The sequence below is a fragment of the Microbacterium sp. NPDC057659 genome (assembly GCF_042799915.1).
Lineage (GTDB): Bacteria > Actinomycetota > Actinomycetes > Actinomycetales > Microbacteriaceae > Microbacterium.
Genome location: NZ_JBHVHU010000002.1, coordinates 597,551 through 615,266, shown reverse-complemented (window position 1 = coordinate 615,266; position 17,716 = coordinate 597,551). Strand labels below are relative to the sequence as shown.

17 protein-coding genes are annotated in these 17,716 nt (G+C 69.6%); 11 read left to right on the top strand and 6 right to left on the bottom strand.

Features of this window, described 5'->3' with window-relative positions; all coding sequences use genetic code 11:
• Positions 1-109: 109 nt before the first annotated feature.
• The 6 genes from ACFVAE_RS11480 to ACFVAE_RS11455 all read left to right on the top strand — a co-directional run bounded on the left by ACFVAE_RS11480 (position 110) and on the right by ACFVAE_RS11455 (position 7,967).
• Positions 110-1,489: an ABC transporter substrate-binding protein gene (locus tag ACFVAE_RS11480; protein WP_378891950.1), complete on the top strand. Its 1,380-nt coding sequence runs from the start codon at positions 110-112 to the stop codon at positions 1,487-1,489.
• Positions 1,486-2,445 carry a carbohydrate ABC transporter permease gene (locus ACFVAE_RS11475; RefSeq protein ID WP_378891947.1) on the top strand — a complete coding sequence of 320 codons (960 nt, stop codon included), beginning with the start codon at positions 1,486-1,488 and terminating at the stop codon, positions 2,443-2,445. Before ACFVAE_RS11480 ends, ACFVAE_RS11475 begins: the two co-directional genes overlap by 4 nt.
• Entirely contained in the window at positions 2,442-3,311 is an 870-nt protein-coding gene (locus ACFVAE_RS11470) for a carbohydrate ABC transporter permease (RefSeq protein WP_378891944.1), read from the top strand. The genes ACFVAE_RS11475 and ACFVAE_RS11470 overlap by 4 nt, the downstream gene beginning before the upstream one ends.
• Positions 3,308-4,693 carry a Gfo/Idh/MocA family protein gene (locus ACFVAE_RS11465; RefSeq protein WP_378891941.1) on the top strand — a complete coding sequence of 462 codons (1,386 nt, stop codon included), beginning with the start codon at positions 3,308-3,310 and terminating at the stop codon, positions 4,691-4,693. Before ACFVAE_RS11470 ends, ACFVAE_RS11465 begins: the two co-directional genes overlap by 4 nt.
• A complete protein-coding gene (locus ACFVAE_RS11460; protein ID WP_378891938.1) occupies positions 4,690-6,837 on the top strand; it encodes an alpha-N-acetylglucosaminidase TIM-barrel domain-containing protein in 2,148 nt (715 codons plus the stop codon). Before ACFVAE_RS11465 ends, ACFVAE_RS11460 begins: the two co-directional genes overlap by 4 nt.
• A gap of 77 nt (positions 6,838-6,914) precedes the next feature.
• The gene (locus ACFVAE_RS11455) at positions 6,915-7,967 is read left to right on the top strand and encodes a PQQ-dependent sugar dehydrogenase (RefSeq protein WP_378891935.1); all 1,053 of its coding nucleotides are present in this window, start codon (positions 6,915-6,917) and stop codon (positions 7,965-7,967) included.
• A 23-nt stretch (positions 7,968-7,990) separates the two neighbouring features.
• On the opposite strand, the gene ACFVAE_RS11450 is transcribed toward ACFVAE_RS11455, so the two are convergent.
• Positions 7,991-8,395, bottom strand: coding sequence for a hypothetical protein (locus ACFVAE_RS11450; protein ID WP_378891932.1), 405 nt, complete (start codon positions 8,393-8,395; stop codon positions 7,991-7,993).
• A complete protein-coding gene (locus ACFVAE_RS11445; RefSeq protein WP_378891929.1) occupies positions 8,392-9,021 on the bottom strand; it encodes an acyl-CoA synthetase in 630 nt (209 codons plus the stop codon). Before ACFVAE_RS11445 ends, ACFVAE_RS11450 begins: the two co-directional genes overlap by 4 nt.
• Before the next feature lie 124 nt (positions 9,022-9,145).
• On the opposite strand from ACFVAE_RS11445, the gene ACFVAE_RS11440 reads away from it, so the two are divergent.
• The 3 genes from ACFVAE_RS11440 to ACFVAE_RS11430 all read left to right on the top strand — a co-directional run bounded on the left by ACFVAE_RS11440 (position 9,146) and on the right by ACFVAE_RS11430 (position 10,802).
• Complete coding sequence (locus tag ACFVAE_RS11440; protein ID WP_378891926.1) at positions 9,146-9,484, top strand: PadR family transcriptional regulator; 339 nt, start codon at positions 9,146-9,148, stop codon at positions 9,482-9,484.
• On the top strand, positions 9,481-10,392 hold the full coding sequence (locus ACFVAE_RS11435) for an HAAS signaling domain-containing protein (protein WP_378891924.1): 912 nt from the start codon (positions 9,481-9,483) through the stop codon (positions 10,390-10,392). Before ACFVAE_RS11440 ends, ACFVAE_RS11435 begins: the two co-directional genes overlap by 4 nt.
• Before the next feature lie 83 nt (positions 10,393-10,475).
• Positions 10,476-10,802: a helix-turn-helix domain-containing protein gene (locus ACFVAE_RS11430; protein ID WP_378891921.1), complete on the top strand. Its 327-nt coding sequence runs from the start codon at positions 10,476-10,478 to the stop codon at positions 10,800-10,802.
• Between the two features lie 91 nt (positions 10,803-10,893).
• On the opposite strand, the gene ACFVAE_RS11425 is transcribed toward ACFVAE_RS11430, so the two are convergent.
• From ACFVAE_RS11425 to ACFVAE_RS11415, 3 genes are all read right to left on the bottom strand, one after another.
• Positions 10,894-11,481: a ClpP family protease gene (locus ACFVAE_RS11425; RefSeq protein WP_378891918.1), complete on the bottom strand. Its 588-nt coding sequence runs from the start codon at positions 11,479-11,481 to the stop codon at positions 10,894-10,896.
• Positions 11,478-12,098, bottom strand: a complete 621-nt coding sequence (locus ACFVAE_RS11420; protein WP_378891915.1) for a ClpP family protease — start codon at positions 12,096-12,098, stop codon at positions 11,478-11,480. Before ACFVAE_RS11420 ends, ACFVAE_RS11425 begins: the two co-directional genes overlap by 4 nt.
• An 89-nt stretch (positions 12,099-12,187) precedes the next feature.
• On the bottom strand, positions 12,188-14,248 hold the full coding sequence (locus tag ACFVAE_RS11415; protein ID WP_378891912.1) for a hypothetical protein: 2,061 nt from the start codon (positions 14,246-14,248) through the stop codon (positions 12,188-12,190).
• Between the two features lie 201 nt (positions 14,249-14,449).
• On the opposite strand from ACFVAE_RS11415, the gene ACFVAE_RS11410 reads away from it, so the two are divergent.
• Positions 14,450-16,162, top strand: coding sequence for an AMP-binding protein (locus ACFVAE_RS11410; RefSeq protein WP_378891909.1), 1,713 nt, complete (start codon positions 14,450-14,452; stop codon positions 16,160-16,162).
• A gap of 158 nt (positions 16,163-16,320) precedes the next feature.
• Complete coding sequence (locus ACFVAE_RS11405) at positions 16,321-17,211, top strand: DMT family transporter (RefSeq protein WP_378891906.1); 891 nt, start codon at positions 16,321-16,323, stop codon at positions 17,209-17,211.
• 6 nt (positions 17,212-17,217) lie between these two features.
• On the opposite strand, the gene ACFVAE_RS11400 is transcribed toward ACFVAE_RS11405, so the two are convergent.
• Positions 17,218-17,601: a hypothetical protein gene (locus ACFVAE_RS11400; protein ID WP_378891904.1), complete on the bottom strand. Its 384-nt coding sequence runs from the start codon at positions 17,599-17,601 to the stop codon at positions 17,218-17,220.
• Positions 17,602-17,716 lie beyond the last annotated feature (115 nt).

Below are 17,716 nucleotides of genomic sequence, written 5' to 3'. Positions count from 1 at the left end.
TCATTATCATCGCTCGCTTCGCGGGAAGATCGCACGACCGATGGACATCGACGCCGCATCGGTTCTCCCACCCCGGCGCCCAGCGCCATGACAAGAGGAGTGACGCACCATGACCCGACCATCCGCGCAGCGCATCGCGGCCCCGATCGCGGCGCTCGCCGCGCTGACCATCCTCGCCGGCTGCACCGGCGGCGGCGACGGGACGGCCGAGAAGCCGGACAAGATCGTGTTCTGGACCCCGCAGACCACCCCGGAGCGGCTCGCCGCACAGGAGAAGGTCGCCGAGGGCTTCACCGAGAAGACCGGCATCAAGGTGGATGTCGTGCCGATGGCCGGAGCCGACCAGGACCAGGCGCTCGTCACCGGCGCCGCCAGCGGCGACGTACCGGACGTCATCCTGCACGCATCGACGCAGACGGGCGCCTGGACGTCGCAGGGCCTGCTCGACACCGACGCCGCGGCCACGACGGTGAAGTCTCTCGGCGAGGACACATTCAACAAGAACGCGGTGAAGGCCGTGACGATCGATGACAAGATCTCCGCCGTGCCCAGTGACGGCTGGACGCACGTGGTCGCCTACCGCACCGACCTGCTCGAGAAAGCCGGCGTCGACGTGCCGACCGACATCACCGAGCTCGCCGACGCCGCCACCGCTGTCAAGGACAAGCTCGGCATCACCGGCCTCGCGTTCGGCACTCAGGCCGGCACCGCGTCCGCCACCGAGGGCATCCAGTCACTGTTCCAGAGCGCCGGCTGCGAGCTGGTCACGGACGGCGAGGTCACGATCGATTCGGATGCCTGCGACGACGCGGCCGAGCAGTTCCTGCGGTTGCGGAACTCGTCGGCTGCCGGCGACTTCGACGTCACCAGCGCCCGCGCCGCGTACATGAACGGCGATGCGGCGATGCTGCTGTTCTCCACGCACATCCTCGACGAGCTGGCCGGCCTCGACCCCGCCACCCCGGCGACATGCCCCGAGTGCAAGGCGACACCGACGTTCCTCTCGGACAACACGAAGTTCATCACCGTGCTCGACGAGGACGAGCCCCACCAGTACGGCGCGATCCTCGGCTACGGCATCCCCACCGGTGCGCACACCGAGGCCGCCCAGCAGTACATCGAGTACGTGATGGGTGAGGGGTATGAGGACACGCTCGCAGTCGCGACCGAGGGCCGCATCCCGCTGCGCAACGGCACCGCCGACGAGCCGACGAAGTTCCTCGACGCCTGGGGCGGCCTCGGCATCGGCCCCGCTCAGGAGAAGACGTCGGCCGAGATCTACGGCGACGACTTCGTCAAGGGCATGGCCGACGGAATCAACGCCATCTACCTGTGGGGCATGGGAACCGACGATGCCACACTCGCCGGGCTCGTTTTCACGCAGGGCGTGCTGTCGAACCAGATCGAGCAGCTCTACAGCGGCGCGTCGCCGGAGGAGGTCACCGACGCCATGAAGAAGGCGGTCGAGGAGGTCCAGGCAAGCCTGTGACCACCGCAACACCACGTCTGCGCCGGGGGCGGCTCAGCAGCCGCTCCCGGCGGGACAACCGCAACGGCCTGCTTCTGACGGCGCCGACCTTCCTCGTCATCCTGCTGGCCTCGATCATCCCGCTGATCATGGTGATCGTCTTCGCCTTCAGCGAGATCCGGCTGGTCGACATCCCGCGGCTCGGCACCGAGCCGATCGAGTGGTCGCTGGACAACTTCCAGCGGGCGCTGAACAACCCGGCGTTCTGGCGGGCACTCGGGACCACACTTCTCTACTCGGTGCTGACCATGGTGGGATCGGTCGGGCTCGGTCTCGCACTCGCCCTGGCGCTGCGGCGCCCGTTCCCCGGCCGCGGCGTAGTGCGCGCACTGTTGCTGGTGCCCTACGTGCTCCCGCTGATCGCCGCCGTCACCATCTGGCAGACGATGCTCAACCCCCAGTACGGCGTCGTGAACGCGTTCGGCCGCGAGGTGCTCGGCTGGGAGCGCTCGATCGGGTTCCTGAACACGGCCTCGGCCGAGGTGTTCGGTGTCAGCATCCCAGTGTCGTTGCTCGTCGTCGTCGCGTTCGAGATCTGGACGTCCGCGCCGCTGTCGTTCCTGTTCATCACAGCCCGGCTGCAGGGAGTGTCGCCGAGCATCGAGGAGGCCGCCGCCCTCGACGGCGCGAACGGCAGGCAGATTCTGTGGCGCATCGTGATGCCGCAGCTCAAAGGTGTCATCCTGCTGCTGTGCCTGCTGAGGTTCATCTGGACCTTCCAGAGCTTCAGCGAGGTGTACCTGCTCACCGAGGGCGCCGGCGGTACCCAGTTGATGGCGCTGAAGGTGTACACCGAGCTCGTCACTCGCGCCGACATCGGCAGTGCAGCCGCCTACGGCCTGCTCATGTCGATCGTGCTCATCGCCCTCCTGGCCGTCTACGTCGTGCTCTCGCGCAGGAAGGTGGAGACCGAATGACCCGCCGCCGCTCGCCCCTCCGTCCCCGCCGGGCCGCCACGGCCGGCAGGGTCGTCTTCATCGCGCTCGCACTGTTCTTCGCGATCGGGCCTGTGCTGTACGGCTTCGTGCTGTCAGTGCGGCCCTACTCGGCTATCGTGCGCGAGCCGCTGAACCTCATACCCTCACTGGGCGAACTGGACTTCTCGGGCTACACCACGGCGATGCTCGATCCGTCCCAGGGAGGTTTCGGCCTCGGCCGCTTCGTGATCAACTCGCTGCTGGTCGGGCTCGGCACCGTGGCGCTGTCGATCCTCGTGTCGATCCTCGGTGCGTACGCCGCCGCGCGGCTGCGCTATCGCGGCCGCGGCGGCGTGAACGCGATCATCCTCGGCGTGTACCTGTTCCCCGGGATCGTGCTCTCGGTGCCACTGTTCGTGCTGCTCGCGAAGGCGGGGCTGACCGGATCGCTGGTCGGCCTGTTCCTGGTCTACGTGGCGGCCACCGTGCCGGTGTCGATCTACATGCTGCGGAACTACTTCCAGGCCCTGCCCGAGAGTGTCGAGGAGGCCGCAATCGTCGACGGCGCCTCCCTGCCGCAGATGCTGCGCAGCGTCGTGCTGCCGATCGCGCTGCCCGGCGTCGTCGCGACCGCCATCTACGTCTTCATGATCGCGTGGAACGAGTACTTCTACGCGCTGCTGTTCCTCGTGCAGGACCGCGCACTGTGGACGGCGCCGCTCGGCATCTCGCAGCTGTCCGACTTCAACGTGCCGGTGACGGTGCTGCTGTCCGGCGCGATCGCCGTGACGGTCCCGATCGTCATCCTCTTCTTCCTCGCGCAGCGCTATCTCGTCGAGGGACTGACGGCAGGAGCCGAGAAATGAGCACATCCGACCATCCGCAGCGAATCGTCGTGATCGGCGCAGGCGGCCGGGGCCGCGACGCCTACGGACGGTGGGCGATCGAGCACCCCGACCGCGCGCGCGTCGTCGCCGTGGCCGACCCTGACGCCGCCCGCCGCACCGCGTTGGCGACCGCGGCGGGAGGAGCGGCCGAGTACGACGACTGGCAGGGTGCGGTCGCCGATCTCGGACCGCTGAAGGCGGATGCAGTGATCATCGCCGTTCCGGATGCGCTGCACGTCGACGTGGCGATCGCCGTCGCCGATGCGGGACTCCCCTTCCTGCTGGAGAAGCCGGCGGCGCCGACCATCGCCGAGCTGCAGCGGCTCGCCCGCCACGCCAGGGAGAGGTCATCGGCGCTCGCGATCGGCCATGTGCTGCGCTTCACTCCGTTCTGGCGCACGGTGAAGCGGATCGTGGACTCCGGTGTGATCGGCCGCACCATCACGATCGAGATCCGCGAGAACATCGGCTTCTGGCACTTCGCGCACTCGTACGTGCGCGGCAACTGGCGCCGCAGCGAGACATCGGGGGCGATGGTGCTGACCAAGACCTCGCATGACCTCGACCTGATCCGCTGGCTGGCCGGGCATGCGCCGGAGTCCGTGTACAGCATCGGCGATCTGACCTGGTTCCGATCGGAGAATGCCCCCGCCGGCGCCCCGGAGTTCTGCGTGCAGGGCTGCCCAGTGGCGGACAGCTGCCCGTTCTTCGCCCCGCGCTATTACGTCGACGCGCTCGCCGATGTCTCGGGGCATCCAGTGCACCTGCTCGGCACCGACACCTCGCCCGCCGGGCGGATGGCGGCTCTGAGCACCGGAGACTACGGTCGGTGCGTGTACCGCGGCGACAATGACGTGGCCGATCATCAGCAGACCACCATGCTGTTCCCTGGCGGTGTGACCGCCACTCTGACCGCATCGGCGTTCACCGCGGAGAACACCCGTAACGTCACGATCACGGGTTCGGCTGGCCAGCTGTCAGGGCACATGGAGAGCGGCGAACTGATCGTCGACCTGTTCTCCCCCGAGGCCGTGCTGCCCGAAGGGCTGCCGCTGGTCTTGCACGATGTGAGCAGCAAGGCGCCGATGGGGCATGACAGGCACACGCTCCGGGTGGCGATCCCGAACGCCGACCTCGGCGACCATGCCGGCCACGGCGGCGGCGACGCCGGGCTGATGTCGGAGTTCGTGGAGGCGGTACGGCAAGGTACCGTCGGCACCGGCGAACTGTCCTTCGAGACCGCCCTGGACAGCCACCTAATGGCGTTCAGCGCCGAGGAGTCCCGGTTGTCGGGGCGTCCGATCGACTTCGCCGACTGGTCGGCGGGGATCGCCGTCCCGGTCGCGGAGCCGAGCTCGTGACCGATCCCTATACGGAGCCCGCACTGCACGGACTCGTGCGCAGAATCGGCGGCGACGCCGACCGGCTGCACGTGCGGATCGAGGATGCCGGTGGGCCCGGCGCGTCTGCGGCGTACGAAGCAGGCGGCGGGGTACTGACGTTGTGCGGCTCGGATCCCGTCGCCGCGGCGAGCGCCCTGTCCCGATACCTGCACGAGCAGGGCCGGCGGATCACCTGGGAGTCGCCGGCCATCGATCCCGGCGCCTGGGCCGATGCCCCGCTGACGCGGATGCGCACACCGTTCACGATCCGCTATCACCTCAACGTCGTGACCCACGGCTACTCGACGCCGTTCTGGGACTGGGAGCGGTGGGAGCGTGAACTCGACTGGATGGCGCTGCACGGCGTGACGCATCCGCTCGTGCTCACGGGGTACGAGGCTGTCCTCGCGGAGACCCTGCGCCGGGCCGGCGTCGACGACGACGTCGCCCGTGCCTGGATCGGGAGCGCCGCGCACGTGCCGTGGATGTCGATGGGCGGGATGCACGATTTCGGCGGCCCGCTTCCGGCACGCTGGGAACAGCGGCGGCTCGAGCTGGCGCGCCTCATCCTCGCCAGGGCACGCGCATTCGGCATGACGCCCGTTCTGCCGCTGCCCGGCGGCCACGTGCCGCGGTCGCTCGCAGGCGAGGACGCGGAGGAGATCGAATGGCAGGGTTGGCGGACGCCGATGCTCGATCCGGCATCCGATGATTACGCACGATTCCTCGGCCTGTTCCTCGAGGTGCAGCGCGAATTGCTCGGCGATCCCGGGGCCGAGCCGGTGTTCGCCGTCGACCCGTACATCGAGTCGCTCCCGCCGTCGGAAGAGCCGGCAGATCTCGCAGCGGCGGGCGCCGGCGTGCACCGCGCGATCGCGGCGGTGCATCCGCGGGCCACCTGGCTTCTGCAGGGCTGGCCGTTCCACTACCACCGACGGTTCTGGACGCACGAGCGGGTCACCGCTTATCTGTCCGGGATTCCGCGCGACCGGCTGCTCCTGATCGATCTCTGGGGCGAGCACGCACCTATGTGGCGTGAGGGCATGCACGGCCGGCGGTGGATCTGGACCGCCGTGCACAACTTCGGTGGCAGGTTCGCCCTGTTCGGTGATCTCCGCGGGCTCGCGCACGACGTCGATGAGCTCGCCGCGCTGCATCCGGAGGGCCTGGAGGGAGTCGGCGTCGCCCCGGAAGCGATCGAGAACAACACCGTGTTCTACGAGGCCGCCACCGATCTCACCTGGGGTCCGATCGACGTGGACGCGTGGCTGCCGCAGTTCGCGCGCCAGCGGTACGGCACCGACGACGCTGCTGCAGTCGAGGCCTGGCGTCTGTTGGGCGACACATTGTACGGACCGGGCCGCACCCGGTCGATCCCGTCACCGGTGATCGCCCGGCCGTGGAGCGCGGCGGCCCCGTTCGCCGGTCAGCGGCTGGCCGGCGAAGCGCTGCCGGAGCCGACGCGCATGTCTGCCAACATCGATGCCGAGAACGACCCGACCGTGTTCGAAGACCTGCCTTCGATCGCGAGAGCGGCGCGGCTGCTGATCGGTCTGCGCGACGCGAAGCAGCGGACGTCGCTGGAACGCGATGTCACGGAGCTCGCTGGCCATGTGCTCGCGCAGAATATCCGTCGCCGCATCCGTGGCGTGCTTGGCGCGTTCGCCGCAGCGGATGCCCCTGCGCTGCGCGAGCACGGTGCCGCGCTGCGCGCAGACCTACTGACGCTCGATGACCTGGCCGCGACGCGCCGGGAGACCCGGATGTCGACCTGGATCGAGTCGGCACGCTCGTGGGGTGACACGACAGCGGAACGCGACGTCATGGAGCGCGACGCGCGCAGCCTGCTCTCCGTGTGGGGCCATCAGACCAGCGGACTGCACGACTACTCCGGACGACACTGGTCCGGCCTGATCCGAGACCTCTACCTGCCACGCTGGTCGGCGTGGACCGAATGGCTCGCCGAGGCTGTAGAGCACGGCGAGGAGCCGGACGAGGAGGCCCTGCGCCGCGTCATCGTGGAGATCGAGGAGACCTGGCGCGATGCGAACGGCAGCGATGACGCCTCGGAGGATGATCCGCTCGAGGCCGCCGCGAAGATCTTGGAGAACATCGGGATGTGACCGAGAATCCGCGCTGCGCAGGTCACGACTGGGTACCCATTCGCCCGCGCGGGGCGCTCGCGGGGGATGCTGGCATCATGCGAAGCATCCGGATCGCGGTCGCGTCGGCGGCACTGCTGGCGCTGACCGCGTGCTCTCCACAGCCTGCGCCTGTCGAGACGAGCACGTCGACGGTCACGATCACGACCACTGTGGCCTCAGGCCTGCAGGCGCCGTGGTCGATCGCCCCGACCGGCGACGGCGGTGCGCTCATCTCGCAGCGCGACGACGGGAAGATCATCGAGCTGACGCCGTCGGGTTCGACACGCGTCGCCGGCACGGTTCCCGACGTCGTGTCCGGCGGCGAGGCGGGGCTGAACGGCATCGCACTGCTCGACGACTGGCTGTACGCCTACCACGCCACCGCCGAGGACAACCGGGTGGTGCGGTTGCCGGTCACCGGTACTCCCGGGAGCCTCGAGCTCGGCGCCCCGGAGACGATCTTCGCCGGCATCCCGGTCGCCGCGAACCACAACGGCGGGCGGATCGCCTTCGGGCCGGACGGCCTGCTGTACGTCGCGACCGGCGATGCCGGTGCGCGCGACCGGGCCCAGGACCGGGACTACCTCGGCGGCAAGATCCTGCGTCTCACGGCCGAGGGAGATCCGGCGCCTGGCAACCCGTTCGGCACCGTCGTATATTCGCTCGGGCACCGCAACGTGCAGGGACTGGCCTGGGACGCCGACGGCACGATGTGGGCGAGCGAGTTCGGTCAGGACACCTGGGACGAGCTGAACCGCATCGAGCCCGGGAAGAACTACGGCTGGCCGCTGCACGAGGGCATCGCCCATGCGGACGGGTTCGTCGACCCGGTGGTGCAGTGGAAGCCCGAGGAGGCCAGCCCGAGCGGCATCGCTGTGATCGGCGGCACCGTGATCGTGGCCGGGCTGCGCGGAGAGCGGCTGTGGGTCGTGAGCACGGGCTCTCCGGAGGAGGCGTGGTCCATGTACACCGGCGAGTACGGTCGGCTGCGCGACGTCGTCCCCGGCCCGAACGGAACGATGTGGGTGCTCACGAACAACACCGACGGCCGAGGCACACCGCGCGACGGCGACGACAAGCTGCTGCAGATGACCTTCCCGGAGGGATGAGCCCGCGAGCGGCGCGACCGGCGTCAGGCCGTGGGGGCGTCCGGCTTCGCCGCATCCGGCTTCGCCGGGTCGGCCTCGGTGCCGTCGGCGTTGAGCAGCGGACCGGATGCCGGCTGGTCCGGCGTCTCGGGGTCGTACAGCACAGGAGTGTCGTGGCGCTTGACGACGTCGGCCGGGTCGACCGCGAGCATCAGCAGCGCGATGCCGAGCAGCGTCACGATGAACGCGCCTCCTGCGACGACCAGACCGAGCTCGACCGGCGGCATCCCCTGGTAGGTGCCCTTCGCGATCGCGCGGTTCACCCGGTCGGTGAAGGCTCCGGTGGAGACCATCGTGACGATCCCGGCGAAGATGCCCGCGGTGAGCGCGATGCCCACCAGCTGCATCGGCTTCATGATCTCGCGACGGGTCGGCTTGTGGTCGGTCATGACACTCCTCCACGATCGGCCTCGGTGACGGAGGCCGGGGTCTCGGCGTCGGCGGGGCGCGGCGTGAGCCCGGCGATGCCGAGCAGCACCGCCACGATGGCGGCGTAGCCGCCGAACAGTCCGACGCCGATGATGATGCCGGTGAGCTGGAAGGTTCCGGCTTCGGCGATGGTGTAGTTCTGCAGGAACCCGGCGGGGATCAGCAGCAGCAGGATGCCGAGCAGGATGCCCAGTCCGCCGGTGATGATCTGGTCGCGGGCGCCGTCGTACCTCTTGAGCCGGAAGCCGGCTCCGAGCTCGAAGGCGCCGGTGACCAGCGCCCAGGAGATGACGAGGGCGAAGAACATGTCGTCGGTGCGCATCGACGGGATGCCGGCGGCCATGCCGGCGATGAAGTCGAAGGCGCCGACGGTGAGGACCCACCAGCGCTTGCCCTCCGGGTAGACCAGCCACGCGGACAGCGCCAGCACCAGCGCGGAGACGATCGCGAAGCCCGAGAAGATCGAGAGCCCGACCTGTGCGGAGTGGTCGTTCGAGAAGGTCACCATGAGCGCTGCGATGGCCGCGAGCGCGGCACGGAACAGCTGCAGGTGACGCACTCCGAACGTGCGCGTAGGGGCAGGCATGACAGTCCTCCGAGAATCCTCACCAGTCTACGCCGCGGACCCTATGGGATAGCCCCGGGCGGAAGGGCGCATCAGATGCATCCTTGTATTGCAATACTTGCGTCGCAAGGTTAGTGTTCTCGACATGTCCGAGAACGCCGAGCGCATCGCCACCAACCTCCGCAAGGGAGTGCTGGAATACTGCGTGCTCGCGCTGCTCGCGACCTCTGAGCGGTACGGGCTCGAGCTCGCCACCGATCTGCAGGCCCGCCGGCTGATCGCGAGCGAGGGAAGCCTCTATCCGCTGCTCACGCGGATGCGCGAGAACGGTCTGGTCGACACCCGCACCGAAGCCGTCGGCGGCGGCCGGCCGCGCCGCTACTACACGATCACCGCCGCCGGATCCGCTCAGCTGCGGGTCTTCACCGACGTCTGGCGCAGCATCGGCGCCGAGGTCGACGCCGTCCTGGAGGGAGCATCATGACCACCGAGGAGAAGTATCTGCGGGACGTGGAGCGAATGCTGCGCGGCATCGACCCCGACCACCGGCAGACCGTCCTCGACGACCTGCGCGGGCACTTCGCGGATGCCGCGGACCTGGGCAGGCCGGTCGACGAGGTCGTCGTCGGGCTGGGCGCTCCGGCCGAGATCGCGGAGCGGGCCCGCGAGGAGTTCGGCGCGGATGACAGCGCGGCCGAGCGGGCATGGTGGGTGCTGCAGGGCGCTACGGCGCTCTCGGCTCTCGTACTCGGCGTGCTGGTGGCCTACATATTGCCCCTCTACTCCGTCGCGCAGGCCGACTCGAACGGGGCGACGGTCACTGGAACCAGGACCTTGGCCGGCATGGGCGATCCGTGGGCACCCCTGGCCGCGTTCGTGCCAGGGGTGCTGACGCTGATCCCCTTGCTGGTTCCCCGACGAGCGCGAACCACGGCCGCGGTGACGACCGGCGTCGTCCTGACGCTGGCCGCACTGATCGCAGGGTTCACCATCGGCATGTTCTTCGTCCCGACGTGCATGCTCGCCTGGGCTGCGGCCGTGGTCTGGACGCGGCTGCGGGGCCCCGGGTTCGGACGCGGTTGGCGCATCGCGGGAATGGTGCTCGCTCTGGTTCCGGTTGCCGTGCTCGTCGCCTTCGTGATGCTCGGGTCGCTGCTGTACCGGCTCGGCCCGTTGCTGTGGGGCGGTCTCGCGATTGCGGTCGTGCTCGCGCTGCTGATCGCCCGGGGCGTCGGTGCCGCCGGCTGGGCGCTTGCAGCGCTCGGCCTCGTCGTCCTACCCGAGGGCCTCGTCCTCGCCGCCCCGCTCGGCGCGTTCAACCTGATGGGCGCATGGTGGCTGACGATCGGCCTCGCTCACGCCGTCGCAACGCCCGCTCGCGGCCGCGGGTGATCAAGATCCACTCTCGAATCGAAGGACTTCTGCTCTGAGCGGAATACGTGGAGACGGGCGAGACCCGCGTCGTACCGTGAGGCATGGCCGAGATCGTCCCGTTCCCCCAGCCCCGCGCACCGCGTGAACCGGAGCCGCTCTGGCGGCAGCTCGTCGGCGCGGAGCTGCGCCGACGACGGCACGAGCGCGGCGACACCCTCACCGAGACGGCGGATGCCGCGGGCATCTCCCCGCAGTACCTCTCCGAGATCGAGCGGGGGATGAAGGATCCGTCCAGCGAGATGATGGCGGCTGTCGCCGGGGCACTCGATCTCAGTCTGCTCGACCTGACCAGCGCGGTGGCCGAGGGCCTCACCCCCGCCGCAGCGCCGGTCCGTCAGGCGCCGAGCGCCTTCGCGCTCGCGGCCTGAGGCCGCCGGCACCCGTCACGCCTGCAGGCACGGATGCCGCAGAGCTGCCGGCATCCGTGGTTTCTGCCTGCAGGCGTGACGGACGTGATGGTCACCGCGGGCCGAGCACCTGATCGATCAGGCCGTACTCGACGGCGGCATCGGCGGTGAGCACGCGGTCGCGATCCGTGTCCGATCGCAGCTCGGCGATGGTTCGGCCGGTGTGCTGCGCGAGCACCGTCTCCATCTCGCTGCGCACCCGCACGACCTCGTCGGCGGCGAGGATCAGGTCGGGCACGGCGCCCCGGCTCTGCCCGGCGGGCTGGTGCAGCACCATCCGCGCGTGCGGCAGCGCCGACCGCATGCCTGGTGCTCCCGCGGCGAGCAGGATCGCACCGGGGCCGATCGCCTGCCCGACGCAGGTCGTCGAGACTCTCGGGCGGATGTGCTGCATGGTGTCGTAGATCGCCAGCGCCGCACTGGGGTCGCCGCCGGCGCAGTTGATGGTGAACTGCACGTCGGCGTCGGGCGAGGCCGAGTCCAGGTGCAGCAGCTGCGCGATGATCGTGTTCGCGACGCTGGCGTCGATCTCGGTCCCGAGGTAGACGATCCGCTCGGCGAGCAGGTTCGAGTAGACGTCCATGATCCGGTCACCGCGCGGGTTCTGCGAGATCACGTTGGGGATCGTGTAGCCGCTCATGCCCCCACCTCCGCTCCGAGTCCGATCCGCGATCGTTTGCGCGGATACACGTCGCCGAGGGATGCCACGACGCTGTCGATGAACCCGTAGTCCAGCGCCTCGTCGACGGTGTACCAGTGGTCGTGCAGCGAGTCCTCGAAGACCTTCGCCACCGGCTGCCCCGTGTCGTCGGCGATGATGCCGAGCACGGTGTCGCGCATGTGCCGCAGGTCGCCGGCCTGCACCTCGATCTCGACGGCGGACCCGCCGATGCCTGCCGACCCCTGGTGCAGCAGGATGCGGGCGTGCGGCAGCGCCTTGCGCTTGCCCTTCGTGCCGGCCGAGAGCAGGAACTGCCCGGCGCTGCAGGCCAGCCCGAGGGCGACGGTCGAGACGTCGTTGGGGATGGTGCGCATGATGTCGCGGATTGCCAGCATCGACGGCACCGAGCCGCCGGGCGAGTGGATCCACAGGGCGATGTCGGTCACGGGATCCTCTGCGGCGAGCGCGAGGAACTGGGTCATCAGCAGGGCGCCGTTGTCGTCGTCGAGCACGCCGTCGAGCACCAGGACGCGCTCGTGGTACAGCGCCCGACGGGCATCCGGCCCGAACTGCGGTACTGCTTTCTCATCGGTCATGGGATCAGGATGCGTCGCATCAGACCCCGCACGCACGAGGATCCGCTGTGGGCTGTTCTGCCCACAGCGGATCCCTGTTTCACGTGCGGTCAGGCCGCGGCGAGCGCCCGCCTGTGGCTGACGCGATGGCCGATCCAGAATCCGATCGCGATGAGCCCGAGCAGGGCGATCACCAGCATCCAGGGCAGCATCGACGGCGCGGCACCCGCCGTCGCCGAGGCGAGCGTGCCCGAGCCGACGGCGATCTTGCCGTTGCCCTCGGCCAGGGCGGCAGCACCGGTCTTCAGCTTGTCGCCGCCGGTGGCCAGCTGCTGGGTGCCGTCCGAGAGGGCCGTGGCGCCATCCGACAGGGCGCCCAGCCCGGTGGACAGGTCGGATGCTCCGGACTGCAGCGTCGCCGTTCCCTCGGCCAGTGAGGTCGCGCCCTCGTCGAGTCGCGTGGCACCGCTATCGAGACGGATCGTGCCGGCGTGCAGATCGGATGCGCCTTCCGCCAGCGTCCCGAGGCCGCCGGCGAGCTTCGTCGACCCGGCGTTCAACTTCGCCGTGCCGGCCTGGAGCTCGCCCAGCTTGCCGGCGAGGGTCGCCGATCCTTCGGAGAGCAGCGTCGTACCGGCACTCAGCTCAGCGAGACCACCGTCAAGGCGGGTCGCGCCCTCGGCTAGCTGCGTGGTGCCGGCGGCGAGCGGAACGAGTCCGGCGGACAGCTTCTCCGCCCCCGCGGCGATCTTCGTCACGCCACCGGCGAGCAACGGAGCTTTCTCGGCAAGCTGCTCCGCTCCACCGGACACCTTCACAGTGCCGTCGGTGCGCAGTTTCTTCAGCCCAGCCGTGACTTGCGCCGCGCCACCGGCCACCTTGGCCGTGCCGTCCTTGAGCGTCTGCACTCCGGCGGCGAACGCGGATGCTCCGGTCCTGGCGTCTGCGAGGACGACAGTGCCCGGCCATCCCTGCGAGTCGTCGCCGTTCACAAGTGCGTTCGCGCCTGCGGCGACGGACTGGGCGCCGGCCGCAGCGTCCAGAGTGCCTTTGGCCAGTTGCGGGGCGGCGGCCGCGGCGCCGGCGATTCCGTCCACCTGCTGGTCGAGCCCGGCTGCCAGCGCCGCGAGGTTCTGCAGCTGCGCGTTCGACGGGTCGACCGCAGCCAACTGCGCGAGGGCGTCGGCGAGCTTCTGCGAGTTGCCCGGAGCAGCTTGCGCGGCGCCTGTAATCGCTGCCTGGTTGTCGGCAAGGGCCCGCAGCTGCGGGGTGACAGCCGCGCCGATAGCGGAATTGAGCGAGTCGGCGCCCGCCTTCACCTTGCTCGCGACCTGGTGCGCCCCGTCGACTCCGGTGGCAAGCGACTTCGCGCCGGCGGCGAGCTGCGACGCACCCGCGTCAAGCACCGCTGCACCCGCCGCGACGGAGTCCGCCCCGACGATCGCCTGCTGCGCCCCGAGATCGACCGACTTCGCGCCGGCGGCGACCTGCTGCACGCCCTCGTTCAGGGCGGTCGCGCCGACCGCCGCGTCCTGCGCACCCTGGGACACCTGCTGGGCGCCGGCGAGAGCCGTCTGTGCACCGGCATCGGCCAGTGCCATCTTCTCGGCGAGCGTGATCGCACCCGAGCGGGCCTTCTGCGCACCGGCATCCGCCAGGCGCATCTTCTCGGAGAGCGTCGCGGCGCCGTTGCGGGCCAACCCCGCACCGGCATCCGCCCGCGCTGTGCCTGCCTTCAGATCCTGCGCTCCGCTGAGGAGCTGCTGCGCACCGGCGTCGACTTTGCTCGCGCCGGCGACGGCACTCGAGGTGCCCGCGGCAAGCGTGCCGGTGCCTTCGGACAGCGTGGTCGCGCCGGCCGCGGCCTTCGTCGCGCCGGCGGCGAGCTTCGACGCTCCTGCCTCCGCCGAGTCTGCACCGGCCGCGAGGTCACCGGCTCCGGATGCCAGATCGCCGGTGCCGCCCGCGAGCGTGGTCGCGCCTGCGGCGAGCTCCGTCGAGCCGTCCTTGGCGGTGGTGGTTCCGCCGGCGAGTTCGGCGGCACCTGCCGCGATCTTGGCGGTCGTGAGGAAGAACAGGATCACCATCGCGGCCAGCAGGATGCTGAGCACGATCACGGCGATGCGCATGCCCAGTCCGTGGGCATGGGCATGGGGCTGTGCACTCGTCATTGAGAACTCCTGGAAGGGTAGGGGCATCATTGCCTCGGGCGATCGTATGGGCGGCGCCCCCGCCTCCTCCGGACTTTGCGCCCTGGAACCAAGTTCCAGCGGACGCGATCTTCAGTTCCTTGTAGACAGGCCACAAATGCTGTTGACCGTCAGTCAACAAGGATTTGGGGAGCAAGATGGAACCCGACGAAGGAGTCCCGAATGAGCACACGCCCCGCCACCTCAGCAACCGCCGCCGTCCGCGAGATGCGCGACTTCCTGTTCGCACACGGAACCGACTACGACGGGGCGCGCGCCGGGTTCCGCTGGCCGGATCCTGCGGAGTTCAACTTCGCCCTGGAATGGTTCGACGTCGTCGCCGCGGAGAATCCCGACCGCCCGGCCGTGCAGATCGTCTCGGCCGACCTCAGCAGCGCCAGCTGGACCTACGGCGAGCTCTCCCGCCGCTCGGATCAGGTCGCGAACTGGCTGCGCAGCACCGGCATCCACCGCGGCGACCACGTCATCGTGATGCTGGGCAACACGATCGAGCTCTGGGAGACGATGCTCGCCATCACCAAGGTCGGCGCGGTCGCCATCCCCACCTCGACACTGCTCAGCGCCGACGACCTCGCCTACCGCGCCGACCACGGGCGCGCCCGCGCGGTGGTCACCACCGGCGACCTCGAGGCCCGGCTCTCCGGCATCCCCGACGACGTCCTCCGGATCGGCGTCGGCGACGCCGTGCCGGACGGATGGCGCGCGTTCTCGGACTCCTACGACGCCCCGCAGGACTACGAGCCGGATGCCGCGACGCCGGCTTCCGACACCTGCCTGCTGTACTTCACGTCGGGGACCACGAACCGCCCGAAGCTGGTGCAGCACACGCATGCCTCGTACCCGATCGGTCATCTGTCGACGATGTGGTGGCTGGGTGTGCGACCCGACGACGTGCACCTGAACATCTCCTCCCCCGGCTGGGCGAAGCACGCCTGGTCGAACTTCTACTCGCCGTTCCTCGCCGAGGCGACCGTGTTCGTGTTCAATTACGACCGGTTCGACGCCGACACCCTGATGCAGGTGATGGACACGCACCAGGTCAGCTCGTTCTGCGCCCCGCCGACCGTCTGGCGGATGCTGATCCAGGCCGACCTCTCGCGCCTGACCCACCCGCCGCGCGAGCTGGTCGGCGCGGGCGAGCCGCTGAACCCCGAGGTGATCAGCCGGGTGCGCGAGGCGTGGGGTGGCACGATCCGCGACGGGTACGGCCAGACCGAGATGACCTGCTGCGTGGGCAACTCCCCCGGCCAGACCGTGAAGGACGGCTCAATGGGACGCCCGACGCCCGGCTACCCCGTGGTGCTCGTCGACCCGGCCACCGGCGAGCTCGCCGAGCGCGAGGGCGAGATCTGCCTCGACCTGTCGCAGGCGCCGCTCGGGCTGATGACCGGCTACTACGAGGATCCCGAGAAGACGGCCGAGTCGCGCGAGGGCGGCTATCACCACACCGGCGACATCGCCGTGCGCGACGACGACGGCTACCTCACCTACATCGGCCGTGCCGACGACGTCTTCAAGGCGTCCGACTACAAGGTCTCGCCGTTCGAGCTGGAGTCGGTGCTGCTCGAGCACGAGGACGTCGTCGAGGCGGCCGTGGTACCGAGCCCCGATCCGACCCGCCTGGCCGTGCCGAAGGCGTATGTGTGTCTGACGGCCGCGGCGGCGCAGGACGAGACGGCCGCGGCATCCGCCATCTTCGCGTACGCGCGCGAACGACTGTCGTCGCACCTGTGGGTGCGCATCATCGAGTTCGTGCCGGAGCTGCCGAAGACGATCTCAGGCAAGATCCGCCGCGTCGAGCTTCGCGCCCGCGAGGCGGACCGGGTCGCCGCCGGCGACCCCGCCGGCCAGCACCACGACCGCGACCACCGCTGACGCGACGCCGTTCCAGTCGCACTTCGACCCGGACGCCGCCGACCCGCGGCATCCGGGTCGGAGAATGCGCCGGAACAGCGAGCGGACACCGACGCATACTGCGATCTGAACCGCGGATACGATCGGATGCCGGTACGAACTCCGACCCGAAGAGACCCATGACCCCGACCCGCCTGCGCTTCCTGCGACTGCGCCCGCAGGAGATCGCTCTGCTCGCCATCACCGCGGTGTGGGGCGGCACGTTCCTGCTCGTGCACTGGGCTGTCGAGCACACGGGGCCGTGGTTCTTCGTCGGCATCCGGTTCCTGGTGGCGGGCGCGATCAGCGTCGCGATCTTCCGGCGCTCGCTGCGCGGCATCCGGTGGGTCGACCTCGGTGCGGGCGTCGCGATCGGCGTGATGATCTACGCCGGCTACGGTCTGCAGACCTTCGGCCTGCAGACGATCGAGTCGAGCACGTCCGCCTTCATCACCGCCCTGTACGTGCCGCTCGTGCCGCTGCTGCAGTGGGCCGTGTTCCGCAACCGGCCGCCGGCGATGGCATTCGTCGGAGCGGGGCTCGCCTTCGTCGGGCTGCTGCTCATCGCCGGACCTGACGCGTTCGCGCTGACGCTGGGCGCAGGCGAGATCGCCACGATGATCAGCACCCTGCCGATCGCCGGCGAGATCATCCTGATCAGCCTGTTCGCCAACCGCATCGACCTGGGCCGGATCACCGTCGTCCAGCTGCTCACCGCCGGACTGCTGGGGCTCGCGACCATGCCGCTGGTGGGCGAGGCGCTGCCCTCGTTCTCATGGGTCTGGCTGGGCGCGGCGCTCGGGCTCGGCGCGGCGAGCTGCATCATCCAGCTGACGATGAACTGGGCGCAGAAGAAGGTCTCCCCCACCCGCGCCACGATCATCTACGCCGGCGAACCGGTGTGGGCGGCCGTGATCGGGCGGATCGCCGGCGAGCGACTGCCCGTGACCGCGCTGATCGGCGGCGCACTGGTCGTGCTGGGCACGCTCGCCAGCGAGATCAGGCTCGTCCGGCGACGAGACCGATCCTGACCGGATTCAGGACGCGACGGCCGGAACGGACGACGTCTGCACGCCGACGGGACGGGTCTTCGCGACCGGAGTCGCCGCCTCTGCCTCGACCGTCTCGACGGCCGGCATCCGCGTCGGGGTGGACAGCAGCACGGCGTGGATGATCCCGCCGAGCACCAGCGCGACGGCCATTGCCGCGAGCGACACGATCAGCGGCGTCCACACGCTGCTGAAGGATGCTGCCGTGCTGAGCATTGCCGCGACGATCCAGACGCCGACGGCGCCACCGAAGAACCCTGCCGCGCCTGCGGCGAGCGCGATGCCTGCGACCACGGCGCAGATCACGGCCAGAACGGCTCCGATGATCCCGATCGGCATGAAGAACGATGCCAGAGTGTTCGAAACGGCCAACGACGACATAACACGACCCCCCGTGTCCTCGGACGCACCCCCGTGCGCCTCTGGTATAAGCGTACGCACTTCGCCTCGCGTCCGGCATCCTCCTTCAGAACGATTCGATATCAGT